This is a genomic window from Bacillus cereus group sp. BfR-BA-01350, from assembly GCF_022663775.1.
GTDB classification, from domain to species: domain Bacteria; phylum Bacillota; class Bacilli; order Bacillales; family Bacillaceae_G; genus Bacillus_A; species Bacillus_A paranthracis.
Genome location: NZ_JAKUGD010000014.1, coordinates 84,468 through 102,234, shown reverse-complemented (window position 1 = coordinate 102,234; position 17,767 = coordinate 84,468). Strand labels below are relative to the sequence as shown.

Sequence of the window (17,767 nt, the reverse complement as noted above, 5' to 3'; positions counted from 1 at the left end):
CAACTGGTTGTTCTTCTGCGATCGGTGCTTCTTCTACAACTGATTGTTCTTCTACAACTGATTGTTCTTCTACGACCGGTGCTTCTTCTGCAACTGGCTGTTCTTCTGCAATCGGTGCTTCCTCTGCAATCGGTGCTTCCTCTGCAACTGGTTGTTCTTCTGCAATCGGTGCTTCTTCTACAACTGATTGTTCTTCTACGACCGGTGCTTCCTCTACAACTCGTTGTTCTTCTGCAATTAAAATATCCGCAAAGCTTTGAACATCTTTTTTCGTTTGTTCATCAGCCTCAGCAACATGTATGCATTCATTCTTTTGTTCAATTGCTTTATTTAACACCATTTCTTGTTGCATTTCCTCAAGTGCTACAGGTTCGGCTTCTTCTGGTGCTTCTGTTTCTGCAATTACTTCCACTTCTTCTGATTCTTCCGCTTCCGCAATTACTTCCACTTCTTCTGATTCTTCCGCTTCCGCAATTACTTCCACTTCTTCTGGTTCTTCCGCTTCTGCAATTACTTCCACTTCTTCTGACTCTTCTGCTTCCGCAATTACTTCTACTTCTTCTGACTCTTCTGTTTCTGCAATTACTTCTACTTTTTCTGACTCTTCCGCTTCTGCAATTACTTCCACTTCTTCTGGTTCTTCCGCTTCTGCAATTACTTCCACTTCTTCTGGTATTTCTACAACAATTGTTTCTGCAAGTTTTTCTTCTGCTTTGACAATCACTGATTCTTCTGGTGCTTGTTTTTCTACTTCAATAGTAGGTTGTTCTATTTGTGTACTACGTTTAATTTCTTCTGATAATATCGTATCCTCGTGCTCTACTTTAGAATCTACTAATTCCTCTTGTAGAATGTTTTTGTCCACTACATCACTTTCTTGCTTCGCACCTTCCATGCGCTCAGCAATTGTTTCATGAAGTAATTCAGCCGCTGGAACTTCCTGCGGTGCACTCATTTCTTGAACCACTTCTTTTTCTTCTACTATAGGCTCTTGGCGTTCGATTTCATAACCGTTTTTCTCTAGCCATTGATCGACAACTGACTTTTCTTCCTTTTTACTCTCTTCATATTGTCGCTCTCCTTGCTCGTTAGCAGCTCTATGACTAGAAGAAGTCGGTGCTTGTCCTTCTGAGAAATCAGATAATGTATATCCTTTTTTCTCTAACCATGCATCAACGACTGATTTGCCCTCTACAGATATTTCAAGGTCTTCTCTTTCCTTTACTTCCTCCTGCTTTTCTTCCTTTTTCTCTACTGAAGGACGATTATATCCGTAAATTGGCGAAATCATTTCTGTTGGACGAAATGGTCTACGGTTACTTTCTTGCGCTGGTGTAGATGCTTTCTTTACGACAGGTTCTCGCTCCGGTTCATATTGCATTTCCGGTTCTTCATATGTAGAAACTACCTTCTCCACATACTGTCGTCTGCTTCTTTCCACTTTGATTCCTCTTTGAATAGGCTCTTTTTCATATGTTACAGCTTGAACAGGTTGTTCTTCAAAATGCCCTGTTTCTATAACATCCTCTTCATCAAACCCATTATCCGGTACTAATGGAAAACGGCATTTACCTGCATTCCTACTTGCCATTTGTGCTTCTCTTGCTTCAGTGTAGTGGTTTACACGAGGAATTTTCGGCTGACTTTCAACTTGCTTTGGTACTTCTTTATTCATCGCTGTTTGTTCTTCCTCTTTGTTAAACAGCTTTTTCATCCAATCTAACATGCTTACCACTCTTTCTACTAAATAGTAACATCCTTTATTGTATCAGCATTCGGCAAAAAGTGCAGGTAAAATTAAGCATGTCATATTTATCCATAATATTCTAATTTACGATTGTTTTCATATAGAAAAACGCACCCTTACATGTAAGACTGCGTTTAAGCTTTACCCTTCCAATATTCATCTACACTATCCGTTACACTTTGCACCAATCTCAAAGTTTTTTATAATTATTTTATAATTGTTTTATAATTGTTTTATAATCTCATCTATATTTCCAATATGAACGGGTTGCCACACTTCTGTACCACGCTCTGCCGTATACACTGGATACGCATCATCATCGATATTCACGAAAACTGGGTCTCCCATATCTGTTTCATATCCAATAACAATCCATTCATCTTTCCATTTTCCGTGTTCTTCACTTATTAATGAATTTTTATGTTTATCATATCGATAACCAATTTGTCCTTTTTCTAATTCATTTTGACTAAACAAATATATCTCATAAGTACCTAACTCGATATCTTGCTGTTTTGAAGTTTCAATTCGTTTCAGAAGTTCTGCGATTTTTGGTTGTTGTTTCATAAGTCTATCCCCTTCTATTTTTCTAAATTTTAACTAGATTATTTATAAAATACAATATAGATTTTGTGAAAAAAGGTGACATCCTTATGAATATGAATGGTTTTCTGAATATATCTATCACAACTCGCAATATATCAACGATTTTTCAAATATATCTATCGTAACTCGCAATATATCAACGATTTTTCAAATATATCTATCGTAACTCGCAATATATCAACGATTCGACAATGAATATCGACTTACCGACGAAAGATGACAAAACGAAAAGAGAGGCTGCCCAAAAGGACACCCTCTCTTTTCTTATATCAATTAAAATTTAAACTCTTGTCCAACTTCAAAGCTATCTTCTAATACAAGAATACCTTTTTCTTGTGGAGCATCTGGAAGCTCTAATTCACGTGCTGAACAAATCATTCCAGCAGAAGGAACTCCGCGAAGCTCAGCTGGCTTGATTAACATACCGCTTGGCATTACAGCGCCGATTTTTGCAACGACAACTTTTTGTCCTGCATCAACGTTTGGTGCGCCACATACAATTTGTAATGTTTCTGTACCGATTTCTACTTTACAGATGTTTAGCTTATCGGCATTTGGGTGTTTCTCTTTTTCAGCTACATAGCCTACAACAAATTTCGGAGAAAGATCTGCTTCTACTGTTTCTTCAAAGCCGTTCTTCGCTAAAATTTCGTTAATTTTTTCTACAAGTTCTTTCGTTAATGTAAGGTTACCTGTTTCTTTTACTTCTAAGTAAGAAGATGCATTAAAGATGTTGAATCCTGCTGTTTCGTTGCTTTCACGGTCATATACGCGTGCAACATCTCCTTTGCGATCAAAAGTACGGTTCTCTAAAGTAATATCTTGTAAGGCAACAATTAGAGTGTCACCAATTCCTTCAAGGTTGTAAAAAACGTTCACTTCGTTCATCCTTTCTCTTTTCCATCTGTCTTCTTCCGATTCTTCGCTAAAATAAAGATTGGTTCAAAGTCCCCATCTTCATATACGAATGAAAGTGATGTAATCGGAACATGCCCTTCGGCAAAAAATTTCATTGTCATTTGTGCAATAATATCATAACCGATTTCGTTGACGATATCAGCAATAATTAATACATCTTGGTGAGGAACAGCAACAACCATGTCACCAGAAATCTTTTCACGCATCGATTGTAGTAACGATTCGTTTAAAATACGAGTGGCATCATACCCATCATTTGTGTTTAAAAAGTAGAATGTATTACCTGCTACTGTGTCTTGTTTAAATTCATAACCTAATGAGCGAGCGTTGAATAATGCCATTTCACGTACTTGTTGCTCTGTAAGCCCTAATTTTTGTAATAAACGCTCGTCAATGAGACGATATGTTTTATTCGAATCTAGCGCATAGTAAATACGTGTTTCCGCCGTATGATCCGTCATAATAAACGGATTTCCTTCTTCTGCTTGTTTCGGGAAAGAAGTAGAGCGAATAACAGGTAAAATTTTTGCCGCGCTATTTTCTTCCTTATGCATCGCAATTAACGCTTCTTGTACGTAATAGGCAACCTCTTCAATCGCTTTTTCTTTATTCACTTCCCATTTTGCTACAACTCCTGGAAGCGATACGTTAATACCTTTTTTTGAGTCTTTCTGTTCTATACGTAGAACTTCTTTCTCACTATCATACTGAAAGTCCCATTCCGGGCGAGATAATCTCTTCATTAACTCGTCTTTCATCTTTTTACTTGTCATCTTCATCTCTTTTTCCTCCCTTCCAAAAAAATAACCTCCCCCGCGAAGGTAGAGGTTGTTTTACAATTCAATTGGCAAATTGCCTTATTTTAAACCTTCAATGAACTCTTCGATTTGTTCTTGTGTTTTACGATCTTTGTTTACATAGCGACCTGTTTCTTCACCTTTATTGTACGCTACAAAGCTCGGAATGCCAAATACGTCTAATTTTACGCATAGATCAATAAACTCATCACGATCTACATAGTAAAATGAGAAATCACTATATTTCTCTTCTACTTCCGGCATAAATGGATCTACGAAGCGGCAGTCTGGACACCATTCTGCTGAGAACATAAAGACTACATTCTCTTCATTTTTTAACTCTTGGAATTGCTCCATGCTTTCTAATGATTTCATCTATATTTCCTCCTCTAACGAGTGCATTTTTTCATGTTATAATCTTTCTTTTATACTACCATACATCGCGCACGGTGCAAGGTTTATGCTTGCTTTTCATCATACTTATATTGCCCAACAAGTAACTTAACAACGTGTACAAATAATTCCGTACGGTCCACATAATCATCCGTAAAAATACCGATAGCACCTTCATGACTACGAATATCTTTTCTCTGTACAAACTCTTCCATCACTTCACTTAACTCCTTGCCCTCTTCAAGAGGTGCTAAAAAATCATCCGGTAACGTAATACGTGCCCCGCCGGCAACAAATATTTTACCATCACTTGTTGCTAGCGCGCCCCAGTTACACATAAATAAACCGTACTCCGTTTTCATCACGCCGCCTTCTAGTCCAATACCAATTTGAGCTTCTCCTTCCTCTAACGCTCGCTTCGCTCTATTAATCGCTCCTTGCATCGTCTCTTCATCTGAAAACGGTTGTGCTGCTACTCCTGAAGGAACAGAAAGAGATGTAATTGTAGCATCTTTCCAAACCTTCTCCACAGCTCCAACCTTCGTTTTATTCTTTGATCCAACTACTACTTTCATTTCGTTCACCTCTATAAAAATTTATCATCTTACTTTAATCAAGTTATTCTTTATACATGGGAGCACCGCCACCATGACCAATTACTCGATTACCTCTTCACTCTAAAAAGAAGAGGTGATCGAGTAACATTGCGGACCTCTACACAAAAACAGCCTACCTCTCTCTTCATACTCGGGATCTTAATACATCATTCGAACACTAATTAGGCACTAACCGCTACCATACATCGTTCGAGCATCTATTCAACCTAAAAAAAGAAGGGTTTTTCGCCCTTCCTCCTTACGCGTTATTTTTAATTGTCTCTAACGTCGTTTTATCCGTTGCTCTTACAAGCTTCGTAATTAACTCTTTTGCTGCCGCATAGTCATCAACATGTAAAATAGAAGCATGTGTATGAATGTAACGTGCGCAAACACCAATCACTGCTGATGGGATACCTGAGTTACTTGTATGTACACGGCCCGCATCTGTACCACCTTGCGAAATAAAGTATTGGTACGGAATGTTATGTGTTTCTGCTGTATCTAAAATGAATTCGCGCATTCCTCTATGCGTTACCATCGTACGGTCATAAATACGAAGAAGAGCACCTTTTCCTAATTGACCGAACTGTGTTTTATCACCAGATGCGTCGTTGGCTGGACTTGCATCAAGCGCATAGAAAATATCTGGTTGAATCATATTTGCAGCAGTTTGAGCACCGCGAAGACCAACTTCTTCTTGTACAGTCGCACCAGAGTACAATGTGTTTGGTAATGTTTCGTCTTTTAATTCTTTTAGTAATTCGATTGCAAGGCCACATCCATAACGGTTGTCCCAAGCTTTCGCCATAATTTTCTTTTCGTTTGCCATCGGCGTAAACGGGCAGATTGGCACGATTTGTTGTCCTGGTTTTACACCAATCTCAATCGCATCTTCATAGCTATCTGCGCCTATATCAATTAACATATTTTTTATATCCATCGGTTTTGCACGTTGCGCGTCACTTAATAAATGAGGAGGAATAGAACCAACAACCCCAATAACAGGACCATTCTTCGTCATAACTTGAACGCGCTGAGCTAATAGTACTTGGCTCCACCAGCCGCCTAACGGTTGAAAACGAAGCATTCCGTTTTTCGTAATTTGTGTAATCATGAAACCTACTTCATCCATATGACCTGCTACAAGAACACGCGGGCCAGTTTCGTCCCCTTTTTTCAGCCCAAATACGCTACCTAAACCGTCTTGTACAATTTCATCTGCATATTTGCTTAATTCTTGCTTCATAAAACGGCGTACATCATGTTCGAAACCTGATGCACCTTGTAATTCTGTTAACGTACGAAATAATTGTAATGTCTCTTTATTCACGAAGTCCCCTTCTTTCAAACCTTAGTAGAATACCTCTTTTATTGTAACGAAATTTTCGAAATGTTTCTAGTTTCTTCTTTTTTAGCTGTATTTGCTTTATAATTATTATCGGTACACTATTTTTATTTTATAGAATTGAGGTGAATATATGAGCTGGAAAGGTTTAGTAGCAGGTCTTGGCGTTGGGTTCGCAGCTGGTTATTTCGTTGCAAACAAAGTACAAGAACAATCCCATATTTCTTCAGAAAAAGCATTGAAAATGGTGAAACAAGCATTAAGTCATAAAGGTGAAATTACTGGCTCTTGGGTACATATGGTTCCAGAGACATTTGAAAAATATGATGTCGCGTATGAAGTGTATCGCGGCGGTCTTACAACGATGTTAAATGATATACAAGAACGATTTGAATTTTTAGTTGATGCTAAAACAGGTACTGTTTTAGAGGTTATAGCAGCATAAACAGGAGGGTTCCCATTAGGTGAACCTCTTATTTTTTAATTGCAGATAGTGATTGAAATTATATCGGCGTTTTTTCGAATATATCGGCGCAACTCCGTTTATATCGGCGATTTCCCAATTATATCGACTTGCAGACAAAAGCCGACAATAAAAAAGAGATCGCTCCAGCAAATATTCTGGAACAACCTCCTATTTTTATGCTTCTATACTCGTTTTTCTCTCTATCTTTTCTACAATATGCCCTTCTTCATTCCACTTTACTGCACGATAATACGCGTCATGATAAAACGTAAACCAAGCATCCTTTTCAGCTCCATACTTCATCCACTTTTGCTTATTTTCAATTGATGTCATCGGATAATCATCATAAGCCATTACCCATAATACATTTTGATGGGCGTGCGTCGGCAATAGGTCTGCTAAATGCAGCATCGTTTCCCCTTTGCTTTCCAAAGCAATAACTGCATGTCCATTACTATGTCCGCCTGTATGCGCCATTTTTATTTCATCCGTAATTTCTATTTCTTGCTGAAACGTAACAACTTGATCTACAATCGGCTCCCAATTTTCCTTCCAATATGTATTACGGGATCTAATATTTGGATTCCTCATTTCATTCCACTCTGTTTCACTTACGTAAACTTTCGCATTTGGAAAAGTTGGTACAAGTTGATCATCTTCCCATTTCGTTAAACCAGATGCATGATCAAAGTGAAGGTGCGTCATTAAAACGTAATGAATATCTTCAGGCTTTAGTCCCAGCTTTTCTAAAGAATTCTCAACTGACGACTCTTCCGTTACACCTTGATTCCGCTTCATCTTTTCATTCAATTTACCATTTCCTATACCAGAATCAATGAGCATGTTGCCATCTTTCGTTTGTAAAAGTAACGGATCTGTTCGTAAATAAATATGATTTGTATCATTATGTTTATATTTACGTGACCAAAGTACTTTCGGTACAACGCCAAACATTGCTCCTCCATCTAAATGTGTGTTCCCACCTTTTAGCCACGTCACTTTTATATCTCCAATTTGTAACTGTTCCATTTTTCATCCCCCTTTTCTTACAATACTAACATAAAATTCTGATTATTTTAGACACAAAAAACCTATGCATTACTGCATAGGCTCTGTACGATATTTTGCTTCTACTCGGTAAATGCGATGACCTTTACTAGAGAATTTCTCTTCGTACTCAGTCATAATGTTACCTTCAAAGTCGCTGTTATGAAGATCTAAGCTTAAGTAAGTTAGTAACATACCATACTCAGCCATACTCATAAGAGAATATTCAAATAAACCTTGGTTATCTGTTTTGAAATGAATTTCTCCGCCTTCTACTAACACTTCTTCATAATTGCGTAAAAACGTTTTATACGTTAAACGACGCTTCGTATGACGTTTCTTTGGCCATGGATCTGAGAAGTTTAAATACACGCGATCAATCTCACCTTTTGCAAAGAAAACTGTTAAATCTTCAGCATCTTTATTAATTAACTTTAAGTTCGGTAATTCTTCTTCAATTAATTTATCAAGTGCATCTACAACAACACTTGTGAATTTTTCAATTCCAATATAATTAATATGTGGATTCGCTTTTGCCATATCATACATAAAGCGGCCACGACCTGTACCTACTTCGATGTGAATGGGTTGCTCATTTCCAAATACTTCTTTCCAGTTACCAGCGCGCTCCTCTGGGTTTCCGATTACGATATGTGAATACTCATTAATTCGATCCATTGCATATGGTTTATGTCTTAAACGCATAGATGTTTCCCTCTCTTTACATAGCTATTTTAAAGGAATAATTCCTTCTTTCTGTTTTTAATCAATCTACCAAACAAAAAACCAAGTACGTACGAGCACTCGGTCCGTTTCTTTCAAGTATAAGATGTACCATTTTGATAAAAACTACATACAGCATTAAACATTCCATGACGAAACAGCTTTTTCTCTTACTTTTCTAAGAAGAGAAAAACAATCGAAAGGATGATCCGTTCATGCCAATTAATCAACAACATCAATTAGAAGTGCTGAAAGATATTTTAGTCAATCACCAAAGTGATTGTTGCGGGACAGTTTCTGAATGCGAGCAATTAGAGCGTCTCATTCAATCGTTACTCGCAAACGATAATATAAGTAGTGACGCTAAAGCAATGCTAAACGATGTATATTCTTATAGTCAATCGGGTAAATCTTCCTCTAATTTGGACAACCACATTTCCAATAATCAAGAACAACTTACTCAGTGGATTGCTGGAATGGACAATTTTTCTTAAGTATTACTCTGAAGCAAGTAGTTGCTGTAAATATTGATGCCAATATTCAGCTTCTGCTTGCTGCTTTTTTGTTGTATGCCATTGAATAGACAAAATCGTTTGTGCTATCACATACCATCTCATACGTTTAAGCAGCGATTCATCCATTTCAATATCATAATAACCGAGCCACTCACTCCATTCTTGGCGCGGAATGTACCAATATAATAACATACCGAGGTCTAAAGCTGGGTCAGCAATTACAGCTCCATCCCAATCAATTAAAAACAACTCATCTTCATCCGACAATAGCCAATTGTTATGGTTTACATCACAATGGCATACAACGAATTCGTTGTATTCAATATCTTTTAATGAATCCATTAAATATTGAAGACCTTGCTGAATTGTTTCCTCATCCCTTATATCTCCTCTTAAAACAAGTTGCAGTTGTTGTAATAACTCTTGTGCGTGAAGCGGCTGCTTCCCAAGTCTCTGAATCATCTGCACAAGTGCTTTAGAGGAGTGTATTTTCTTCAAAAGTTTCGCAACACGTTCTAGTTTCATATCCTCTGGCTCTAACTTCTGTCCCGGAAGCCATTTTTGAGCAGAAATTACATCACCGTTCGTTACCCTTCTTGTCCAAAGTAATTTTGGAACAATTCCTTCTGCTGACAATACCGCTAAAAAGGGCGATGTATTCCGCTTTAAAAATAACTTCTGTTGTCCGTTTTGCGCAATATATGCATCGCCCGTTACTCCACCAGCCGGTACAAGACTCCACTCTTTTCCTAATAATTGTTCCAACCATTCCATATTCATTACCCGTTAACAAATCCTTATCTTTTATAGTTATGAAAAGAAAAACCGCAACATTTCTACACATGTTGTGGATTCATATATATTTTACTGTAAATGAAAAGAAAATTTGGCATAAGCCAAAAACTCTCTATTTTATTTTACAAAACCAGCCATAGAATGACAACTTATCAAAATCGTCACCTTTGTCAATTCTACATTTATTACATTCTCACCGTCAAGTAGCGATTTGTCACATTATCGTCAATATATACGTGCTAATTGGAGAGAGCCTAAGTTCCTTTCCTCTAAATGAAGAAATTGGCTCTATTTTCGCTTGCTTTTCGTTTACTAACACATGCCACGTTTCTTCTTTCGGAAGTTGCACCGTTTTCGCTTCTAAACTGCTATTAAATAAAACGACAATCTCTTTCCACGGTCCAAACGATTCTACGTGCTTTAAGTGATATGCAAGTACTTCTGGAGATGTTTGCAAAAAAGTCATGTGCTTTTTTATTAGGTCTGCGTTTTGTAATCGGAATGCTCCGTGCTCTTTACGAATCGCAATTAAACCTTTTATATAGTTAACGGTCTCTATTTCTTTCTCTTTTCGATCCCAATCTAATTGATTAATTTCATCATTTGCATTATAACTATTTTCATTCCCTTGCTTTGTACGATAAAACTCTTGCCCCGCATGTAAGAAAGGGATGCCTTGCGACAGAATCACCATTGCAGTTGCTAGCACGTGACGTTTTTTCAAAATCTCTTCCGACTCTTCATTACTGCGCATTAGTTTATCCCACATCGTCATATTGTCATGACATTCTACATAGTTAATGCTTTGCACAGGCTCTAGAAACAAACCTGTTTCTTTCATACTCAAAAGGCTTCCTGATACTATATACTGCAAATGATTACGGTCTACATGCCCACCAAATGCAAAACCACGTTTATTTATATGAAAGGTACTTCCCTTTATCCCATCACGAAATTGATCATTAAATTGCGCAATATGCGGCATTTTGTTTGCATTATTTAACGTTGCTTTTTCCTCTAGAGGAAGTGGTGTTTGCAGATCCCACCCTTCTCCTAATAGCAATGCATCTCGCTTTATGTTTCGCACTTCTTTTTCTATTATATTTATTGTATCGACATCTAAAATCCCCATTAAGTCGAACCGGAATCCATCAACATTGTATTCCGTAAGCCAATATAAAATAGACTCTACAATGAATTTCCTCATCATTTTCCGTTCAGATGCTATATCATTTCCGACTCCCGTCCCATTAGAAGGCATACCATTCTCACCATGACGAAAATAATATCCTGGGACAAGCTTTTCAAATGATGATAGCTCTCTTTCATACACATGATTATATACAACATCTATAATCACCCTAATGCCGTGTTCATGAAATGTTTCAATCAGTTGCTTACACTCTACGATCCTGTTATACGGGTCAGATGGGTTTGTAGCATAAAACCCCGTTGGTGCGTTGTAATATAATGGATTGTACCCCCAATTATATGCAGAGGAAGGGTTTGCCTCATCTACACCACCGAAACAATATAAAGGCAATAATTCAACATGTGTAACACCTAAATCTTTTATATGAGACAAACCTGTTAACGTCCCATTTTGTCCTTTTGTTCCTTCTTCCATTAGCCCTTTATATGTTCCTTTTTTACTCACTCCACTGCCCTCATGAATAGTAGCATCACGAATATGCAGTTCATACAATATAGCATCTGTCATTGCTTGTAATGGTGGTAATTGCCCTTGCTTTGTAACATTTGTTTTTTCCAAATCAATAACAACGCCGTACTTCCCATTTACAGTCACTGACTTTGCGTAAGGATCCACAGCTTCATTCCATATTAAATTAATACAAACAAGAAATGTATACTTTTCCCCGGCTAAATCGCCTTGTAATGTATGAGCCCATACCCCATTTTCTTCTCTGTGCATTTCGTGATCGGTATATTCTTTATCACTTTTATAAATTCTTACTTTCGCAAGCCTCGCAGTTGGAGCCCATACTTTAAATGTAGTTGCTTCTTTTTGATATACAGCACCTAAATCTGTACCTTCGTAATAATACTTTTCATCAAAAATCTCTGTTCTTATGACAGCACCTATTTGTAAATCTGTTTCTTCATTCCGTTCATCTCGTACTGTATAATACTTCCCCACATCTAGCGGCTCTTCTATAAAGCACTCATACTTCGTTGCATCCGGAAGCGCAATTGTATGAGCAATCGGTAAATCTTTCACGTTACTTCCTTCTTGCAAACGAAATGTCCGACTTGTTCCATACGCATGTGGGAGCAAAATTGTAATTTTATTCATTTCATCTAAATAGGCATCAAATGGACGTTTTACTTTCAACATAAAAAATCACCATCATTCTTAAAGTTAAAATGAAACGAGCTGCAAATGATAAGGCTTTTCTTATCAGCGAAGCCCTATACAGTAACACATTATTCTTTATAGTATATTCACCTGTATAAAAAACGTTTTCATACATTCTATTTTTGTAATTTTATTTCAGCGATTGCTTTATATTTCGGTGTCTCCTTCACGTGAGATTCGTATAAAGTAATCGTATCCGCTCGAAATGATATTTCAGGCACTTCCTTTATATGTTCTAAATCGAACTTTTCTTCTCCTACCCATTTACGGGCAACAGTAATATGCGGATGATACGGGCGCGTTTCTAAAGAAAATCCATTCCCTTCACAAATAGCGTGTACTTGCTTTTGCAATTGAAACAAAGCTTGATTCTCGCTTACCTTCGCCCAAAAAATACGTGGCCTATCTTCCATACCGAACGTTGAAAATCCTTGTAACTTGAACGAGAGTTCCTTTGTTTCTGTAAGTGTTTGTAATCCATTCTTTATTCCTTCTAATTGTTCCTCTGTCGCACTACCTAAAAATGAAAGGGTAATATGATAGTCTTCTTTATGTACCCACGAACGGAATGGTAATTCCACCTGCATTTCCTCTCTATAGCTAGACAGCACTTCTTTTATATGATTTGGTAACGTAATCGCGACAAAATAATGTGGCTCCATGTACATCTTCTCCTTCTTTCTATTGTTGCTTTTCTTTCTTATCTCATTCCATTAAAAAGAATCCAACTTCCCTACAAGTCTAACCAAGTTCAGGTCGCGTTAATAGATGAAATGATATCGACATTTCGACAAGGAACATCTGCTTACCAACAAACGACACGTAATAGAAAACCGTCCCAAAGTATGTATCGGGACGGTCTTTTATTATTTATATATCCATTACTTCGCTAATTCATAAATTGCTTGCGCGTAAATTGCTGTTGCTTTTAATAAGTCTTCAATTTCAATATACTCATCTTTTTGATGCGCAAGTTCTTCTTTTCCAGGGAACAATGGGCCAAATGCAACACCAGCTTTTAATGAACGAGCGTAAGTACCGCCGCCAATTGCTAATAGCTCTGCTTTTTCACCTGTTTGTTCTTCGTATACACGTTGCAACGTACGAATTAATACGTGATCTTTATCAACGTGATGCGGGCGAGAGTTCGAATAATCCGCCACTTCAAATCCATGAGTACCCACATATTCTTTTAACTTTGCAATCATTTCTTCAAAGTTAGTCGTAACTGGGTAACGTACGTTTAATCCGAAATTGCCACCATTTTCTTTCGTATAAGAAAGGCGACCAACATTCACTGTTAACGGACCACTAACTTCATCTTTATAAGCAATCGTAGCCTTTTCTCCAAAAATATCACCAGTAAATGTTTCTGTTGCAAACGTTGCAAATGCATTTGCTTTTCCATCAAGAGCAACTGTAGTTAAGAAGTTTGCCAGTAATAAACCTGCATTTTCTCCTTTTTCAGGAGTAGATCCGTGAGCTGAAATCCCTTTAATTTGCAATGTCACCGTATTACCTTCTACAATTGCTTCACCTATTTTTTTAGCAGTTTGTAAATACTCTTCATATGCTACTGTAAGTGCATTTACATCTTCTCCTGTAACAACCGCTTCTGCAAAATCAGGAACCATATTTAAACGGCGACCTGACTCAAATGAAACAAGTTCATATGTACCTTGCTTCTCTTCACTACCATTTTGCACAACTTGTATATCAGAAATTCCTTTTTCTGCATTAATAATTGGAAAGTCCGCGTCTGGCGCAAAACCGATTGTTGGCATTTCTTCGTTTTTAAAGTAGTGATCTACACATTTCCAATTGCTTTCCTCATCTGTTCCTAAAATCATACGAACGCGTTTTGAAAGAGGTAAACCTAATTCTTTCACAATTTTCATCGCATAATAAGCTGCCATCGTTGGGCCTTTATCGTCAATTGCACCACGTGCAAAAATCTTTCCATCGCGAATATCTGCACTATATGCAGGAGTCGTCCAGCCATCGCCTTCTGGTACAACGTCAACGTGACAAAGAATACCTACTAATTCTTCTCCTTGTCCCATTTCAAGATGACCTGCATACCCTTCTAAATTTTTAGAAGTAAAGCCTTCCGTTTCTCCTTTATGTAACATGAAAGATAAAGCTTTTTCTACACCTTCACCGAATGGTGCGCCCTCTTTTGCCGACTCTTCTTCCCATACACTTTTAATTTGTAAAAATTGTTGTGTATCACGAATTAAATCATCTTTTCGTTTTGCAACTTCTTCTGTCCAATTAATTGCTGACATCACGCATCCATCCTTCACTATATTGTTTCTTTCATCATAACAAACCGAAATCTCTTATGCCATACACGAAAACCAAATACCGAACAATTGTAATATTTCAGATATTTCTTATTAGTTTTTCTTTTATTTTTTCAAAAAAATTTGCAGGAATTTGGCGTTTTACGTAGAATTTTATGTGTTAGTTGACTGACCATATATACAATGTCAACTACCAATATTTTTCTATATGAATATTTGTTAAATTTCTGTAAAATTTAAGTAGATTAAAGCATGAATTTTATCATGTAGAGTACAATGGTAGTAACGACCTTCTTTCCTGAATGGGGTCAAAAAAACTAGTAGAGGAGTGGTTTTCTCTTGAAACCTACAACTACTCGTATGCTAACACGCATTAAATCAATTTATATGTACATCAATGAAAACGGAACGGTAACGACGAAAGACCTTGTAGATGAGTTCGGGATCACACCGCGAACGATACAACGTGATCTAAATGTGTTGCAGTTTAATGAACTCGTGTATAGCCCTTGCCGCGGTAAGTGGACAACAACAGGAAAGAAAGTGAGAATGACCTCATAACGAAAAATAATTGTATGTAAATAAATACATACCCCTTTCTAACTCATTAGAAAGGGGTCTTTTCTGCGCCTAAAAATAGTACTATTTCTCAGTATCTACTTGATATGTTTTTAACATCTCTACTTCTTCATCTGTTAGCTCTCGGTATTGTCCAAGTTCTAGCTCTTCATCTAACACTAACGGCCCCATCTCTGTTCTCTTTAAGTAGACTACTTTTTTCCCTACCGCTTCAAACATACGCTTCACTTGATGGAACTTTCCTTCTGTAATGACAAGCTCGATTTCAGAAATATCATCGCTTTTTAATATTGTAAGTGCACCTGGCTTTGTTTCATAGCCATCATCTAAAATAACACCTTTAGCAAACTCTTTTACATCCTCTTCTGTTACTACTCCTGCAACGTGTGCATAATATTTTTTCGGCACATGCTTTTTCGGAGATAACAATTGATGTGATAACTTCCCGTCATTTGTTATTAATAAGAAACCTTCTGTATCAATATCAAGTCTTCCAACTGGGAACGGATTAAAAATCGCATCTTCTAACTCTAATAAATCTATTACCGTTTCATGATTATCATCTTCTGTCGCTGAAATAACGCCTTGTGGTTTATGCATCATTAAGTAAACAAACTCTTTATATTCCACGACTTCACCGTGAATCATAACTTCTTGTTCTTCTACATTTACATGAACCTTTGCATCTTTCACCGGTATTCCATCAATTTTCACAACGCCGTCTTTCAATAATTTCTTTACTTCTTTTCTACTTCCATATCCCATATTTGCTAATAATTTATCTAATCTCACGTTTTTCACCTTCTTTATTTATCATAGAAAAGGGGACGTAATTACGCCCCTTTTGATTTCAACTTTATTTTGAATCTATTGCCAAGTTTACGTTGGATCTTCTCTAACGCTTCCCCGCCAAATACTCTTTCAAGTACTCCTGTGCGAATCGCTAACAATCCGTAAACGAGACCGCCAAGACCTGCACAAATCGCAACTGTAATAAGAGCGCCAATTCGGCCATCCGGCGAAATCATGAAGGATAGAATCCATTGTGATAGTTTTACGACCACAACCATTACAAATGTTAATACTGCAATTTGGAATGTTCTCTTATATACAACACCGAATGAATAGTGTGCGTATTTTTTAATTTGTTGATTTGTGTACCAAACAGAAGCTAAGAAACCAACAGCTGTTGCTAGAATTGCCCCTACTGTACCGAAATAACGAATAAAGATTACGTTACATACAAATTTCAAAATAACACCCATTATAAGTGCGATAATCGCATGCTTTTGTTGGTTAATACCTTGCAGAATTGCCGCTGTTACTGTAAATAAAGCGAATAACAACGCAACTGGAGCATACCACATTAATACTTGTCCACCTAATGGGTCTGAATCGTAAAACGCAGTATAAATCGGATATGCAAGTGATGAAATACCGACAACTGCTGGCAATGTTAAGAACATATTTGCCTGGAATGTTTGTGTAATTTGTAACTTTAAATAACGGTATTGCTTTTCAGTAAATGATTTTGTAATCGCTGGTACAAGCGTCAAACTAAACGCTGTCGCAAGTGATACAGGAATCATAATTAATTTATGCGTCCACATTGTGAAAATACCGAGCGCTCGCTCTGCAATATCACCTTGGCCAATCGCTTGCATAATTGAGTTAAATGTCAATGTATCAATTTGTTGATATAAAGGAATTGTTAACCCAATTACAACGTAAGGAATCGCATATGCAAATAATTCTTTAAATAATTGAACAGTACTCACTGTCGATTCTGGTACAGTTTGTTCAATTAAATATTGATCCAAATGTTTTTTACGCTTTAGCCAGTACCAAATGAGTACACCGAGCGCTCCAACTGCTGAAACGAATGCAGCAAATGTCGCTACCCCAACTGCTGTTGCAACTGTACCGCCAAGTACTTTAATAACGATAAAACTACCCGCTAATAAAAAGACGATACGAATGATTTGTTCAATAATTTGCGAAACAGTAGTTGGTCCCATCGATTGGTGACCTTGGAAATAACCACGAATTAAACTCGCTGCCGGCACAACAATAAGCGCAAAACTTACAAGACGAATAATCGTCGTAACTTCTCCTATATTACTGTGTACACTTTGTTTACCAAGCATTGCTTCTGCAAACAACGGCGCCGTCATGTACAGTACTAGGAATGAAAGAACTCCTGTTACTATCATCATAACCATTCCCGAGCGGAACATTCTCCGGCTCGTTTTATAATCGCCAAGCGCATTATATTTGGAAACGAATTTTGAAACAGCAAGCGGCACCCCTGCCGTTGCAATACTTAAAAAGATCGTATATGGAATGTATCCATATGTATAGAGCGTTCCGCCTTCTGTCCCTACTAATGCATGAAACGGAAAGACGTAAATCATGCCTAAGAACTTCACTAAAAATGTCCCTAACGTAACGATAAGCGTTCCGCGCAGAAATTTCGAATCGGACATACAAAAATCCTCCTACATCTACATAAAGTGAAACTATAATTAATTTACTATTCGAGCATTCGAGAACT

The 17,767-nt window shown here is 37.3% G+C and carries 17 protein-coding genes and 1 pseudogene; 3 read left to right on the top strand and 15 right to left on the bottom strand.

Annotated features, from left to right (window positions below):
- From MR147_RS23290 to MR147_RS23260, 7 genes and pseudogenes are all read right to left on the bottom strand, one after another.
- Window positions 1–1,726: pseudogene (locus tag MR147_RS23290) on the bottom strand (DNA translocase FtsK); the annotation flags it as partial.
- 243 nt (window positions 1,727–1,969) lie between these two features.
- Entirely contained in the window at window positions 1,970–2,314 is a 345-nt protein-coding gene (locus MR147_RS23285; protein ID WP_242304779.1) for a thiamine transporter, read from the bottom strand.
- 312 nt (window positions 2,315–2,626) lie between these two features.
- Window positions 2,627–3,241: a YtpR family tRNA-binding protein gene (gene ytpR / locus MR147_RS23280; RefSeq protein ID WP_001006759.1), complete on the bottom strand. Its 615-nt coding sequence runs from the start codon at window positions 3,239–3,241 to the stop codon at window positions 2,627–2,629.
- Window positions 3,238–4,050, bottom strand: a complete 813-nt coding sequence (locus tag MR147_RS23275) for a DUF1444 domain-containing protein (RefSeq protein ID WP_000784613.1) — start codon at window positions 4,048–4,050, stop codon at window positions 3,238–3,240. The genes ytpR and MR147_RS23275 overlap by 4 nt, the downstream gene beginning before the upstream one ends.
- A 78-nt stretch (window positions 4,051–4,128) precedes the next feature.
- Window positions 4,129–4,443: a thioredoxin family protein gene (locus MR147_RS23270; protein ID WP_000838192.1), complete on the bottom strand. Its 315-nt coding sequence runs from the start codon at window positions 4,441–4,443 to the stop codon at window positions 4,129–4,131.
- A gap of 83 nt (window positions 4,444–4,526) precedes the next feature.
- A complete protein-coding gene (locus tag MR147_RS23265) occupies window positions 4,527–5,036 on the bottom strand; it encodes a DUF84 family protein (RefSeq protein ID WP_242304778.1) in 510 nt (169 codons plus the stop codon).
- A gap of 280 nt (window positions 5,037–5,316) precedes the next feature.
- A complete protein-coding gene (locus MR147_RS23260; RefSeq protein WP_002170155.1) occupies window positions 5,317–6,390 on the bottom strand; it encodes a M42 family metallopeptidase in 1,074 nt (357 codons plus the stop codon).
- Window positions 6,391–6,538: 148 nt separating this feature from the next.
- On the opposite strand from MR147_RS23260, the gene MR147_RS23255 reads away from it, so the two are divergent.
- The gene (locus tag MR147_RS23255; protein WP_000118540.1) at window positions 6,539–6,850 is read left to right on the top strand and encodes a PepSY domain-containing protein; all 312 of its coding nucleotides are present in this window, start codon (window positions 6,539–6,541) and stop codon (window positions 6,848–6,850) included.
- 195 nt (window positions 6,851–7,045) lie between these two features.
- Here MR147_RS23255 and MR147_RS23250 read toward each other — a convergent pair whose 3' ends face one another.
- Entirely contained in the window at window positions 7,046–7,900 is an 855-nt protein-coding gene (locus MR147_RS23250) for a YtnP family quorum-quenching lactonase (RefSeq protein WP_074609954.1), read from the bottom strand.
- A 69-nt stretch (window positions 7,901–7,969) separates the two neighbouring features.
- Complete coding sequence (gene trmB, locus MR147_RS23245) at window positions 7,970–8,623, bottom strand: tRNA (guanosine(46)-N7)-methyltransferase TrmB (protein WP_001239380.1); 654 nt, start codon at window positions 8,621–8,623, stop codon at window positions 7,970–7,972.
- 233 nt (window positions 8,624–8,856) lie between these two features.
- Here trmB and MR147_RS23240 point away from each other — a divergent pair, with 233 nt between their 5' ends.
- Entirely contained in the window at window positions 8,857–9,135 is a 279-nt protein-coding gene (locus tag MR147_RS23240; protein ID WP_001122234.1) for a YtzH-like family protein, read from the top strand.
- Window positions 9,136–9,138: 3 nt separating this feature from the next.
- Here MR147_RS23240 and MR147_RS23235 read toward each other — a convergent pair whose 3' ends face one another.
- The 4 genes from MR147_RS23235 to pepV form a co-directional block, all read right to left on the bottom strand.
- A complete protein-coding gene (locus tag MR147_RS23235; RefSeq protein WP_001055736.1) occupies window positions 9,139–9,936 on the bottom strand; it encodes a phosphotransferase family protein in 798 nt (265 codons plus the stop codon).
- 229 nt (window positions 9,937–10,165) lie between these two features.
- Window positions 10,166–12,307, bottom strand: a complete 2,142-nt coding sequence (gene pulA, locus MR147_RS23230) for a type I pullulanase (RefSeq protein WP_242304777.1) — start codon at window positions 12,305–12,307, stop codon at window positions 10,166–10,168.
- Window positions 12,308–12,444: 137 nt separating this feature from the next.
- The gene (gene thpR / locus MR147_RS23225; RefSeq protein ID WP_074609950.1) at window positions 12,445–12,990 is read right to left on the bottom strand and encodes an RNA 2',3'-cyclic phosphodiesterase; all 546 of its coding nucleotides are present in this window, start codon (window positions 12,988–12,990) and stop codon (window positions 12,445–12,447) included.
- Window positions 12,991–13,209: 219 nt separating this feature from the next.
- Window positions 13,210–14,616 carry a dipeptidase PepV gene (pepV, locus tag MR147_RS23220; RefSeq protein ID WP_074609948.1) on the bottom strand — a complete coding sequence of 469 codons (1,407 nt, stop codon included), beginning with the start codon at window positions 14,614–14,616 and terminating at the stop codon, window positions 13,210–13,212.
- Between the two features lie 357 nt (window positions 14,617–14,973).
- Here pepV and MR147_RS23215 point away from each other — a divergent pair, with 357 nt between their 5' ends.
- Window positions 14,974–15,195: a DeoR family transcriptional regulator gene (locus MR147_RS23215; protein WP_000805512.1), complete on the top strand. Its 222-nt coding sequence runs from the start codon at window positions 14,974–14,976 to the stop codon at window positions 15,193–15,195.
- 81 nt (window positions 15,196–15,276) lie between these two features.
- On the opposite strand, the gene MR147_RS23210 is transcribed toward MR147_RS23215, so the two are convergent.
- Window positions 15,277–16,005 carry a pseudouridine synthase gene (locus tag MR147_RS23210; RefSeq protein WP_001234931.1) on the bottom strand — a complete coding sequence of 243 codons (729 nt, stop codon included), beginning with the start codon at window positions 16,003–16,005 and terminating at the stop codon, window positions 15,277–15,279.
- A 41-nt stretch (window positions 16,006–16,046) separates the two neighbouring features.
- The gene (locus tag MR147_RS23205) at window positions 16,047–17,699 is read right to left on the bottom strand and encodes a putative polysaccharide biosynthesis protein (RefSeq protein WP_001284045.1); all 1,653 of its coding nucleotides are present in this window, start codon (window positions 17,697–17,699) and stop codon (window positions 16,047–16,049) included.
- Window positions 17,700–17,767: the final 68 nt, after the last annotated feature.

What these genes read in the sequence shown, in the direction of transcription:
- MR147_RS23270 (WP_000838192.1), bottom strand. Translation starts at nt 4,443, where the DNA reads ATGAAATCATTAGAAAGCATGGAGCAATTCCAAGAGTTAAAAAATGAA.
- trmB (WP_001239380.1), bottom strand. Translation starts at nt 8,623, where the DNA reads ATGCGTTTAAGACATAAACCATATGCAATGGATCGAATTAATGAGTAT.
- pulA (WP_242304777.1), bottom strand. Translation starts at nt 12,307, where the DNA reads ATGTTGAAAGTAAAACGTCCATTTGATGCCTATTTAGATGAAATGAAT.
- thpR (WP_074609950.1), bottom strand. Translation starts at nt 12,990, where the DNA reads ATGGAGCCACATTATTTTGTCGCGATTACGTTACCAAATCATATAAAA.
- MR147_RS23235 (WP_001055736.1), bottom strand. Translation starts at nt 9,936, where the DNA reads ATGAATATGGAATGGTTGGAACAATTATTAGGAAAAGAGTGGAGTCTT.
- MR147_RS23265 (WP_242304778.1), bottom strand. Translation starts at nt 5,036, where the DNA reads ATGAAAGTAGTAGTTGGATCAAAGAATAAAACGAAGGTTGGAGCTGTG.
- MR147_RS23255 (WP_000118540.1), top strand. Translation starts at nt 6,539, where the DNA reads ATGAGCTGGAAAGGTTTAGTAGCAGGTCTTGGCGTTGGGTTCGCAGCT.
- MR147_RS23275 (WP_000784613.1), bottom strand. Translation starts at nt 4,050, where the DNA reads ATGAAGATGACAAGTAAAAAGATGAAAGACGAGTTAATGAAGAGATTA.
- MR147_RS23205 (WP_001284045.1), bottom strand. Translation starts at nt 17,699, where the DNA reads ATGTCCGATTCGAAATTTCTGCGCGGAACGCTTATCGTTACGTTAGGG.
- MR147_RS23285 (WP_242304779.1), bottom strand. Translation starts at nt 2,314, where the DNA reads ATGAAACAACAACCAAAAATCGCAGAACTTCTGAAACGAATTGAAACT.
- MR147_RS23250 (WP_074609954.1), bottom strand. Translation starts at nt 7,900, where the DNA reads ATGGAACAGTTACAAATTGGAGATATAAAAGTGACGTGGCTAAAAGGT.
- pepV (WP_074609948.1), bottom strand. Translation starts at nt 14,616, where the DNA reads ATGTCAGCAATTAATTGGACAGAAGAAGTTGCAAAACGAAAAGATGAT.
- MR147_RS23240 (WP_001122234.1), top strand. Translation starts at nt 8,857, where the DNA reads ATGCCAATTAATCAACAACATCAATTAGAAGTGCTGAAAGATATTTTA.
- ytpR (WP_001006759.1), bottom strand. Translation starts at nt 3,241, where the DNA reads ATGAACGAAGTGAACGTTTTTTACAACCTTGAAGGAATTGGTGACACT.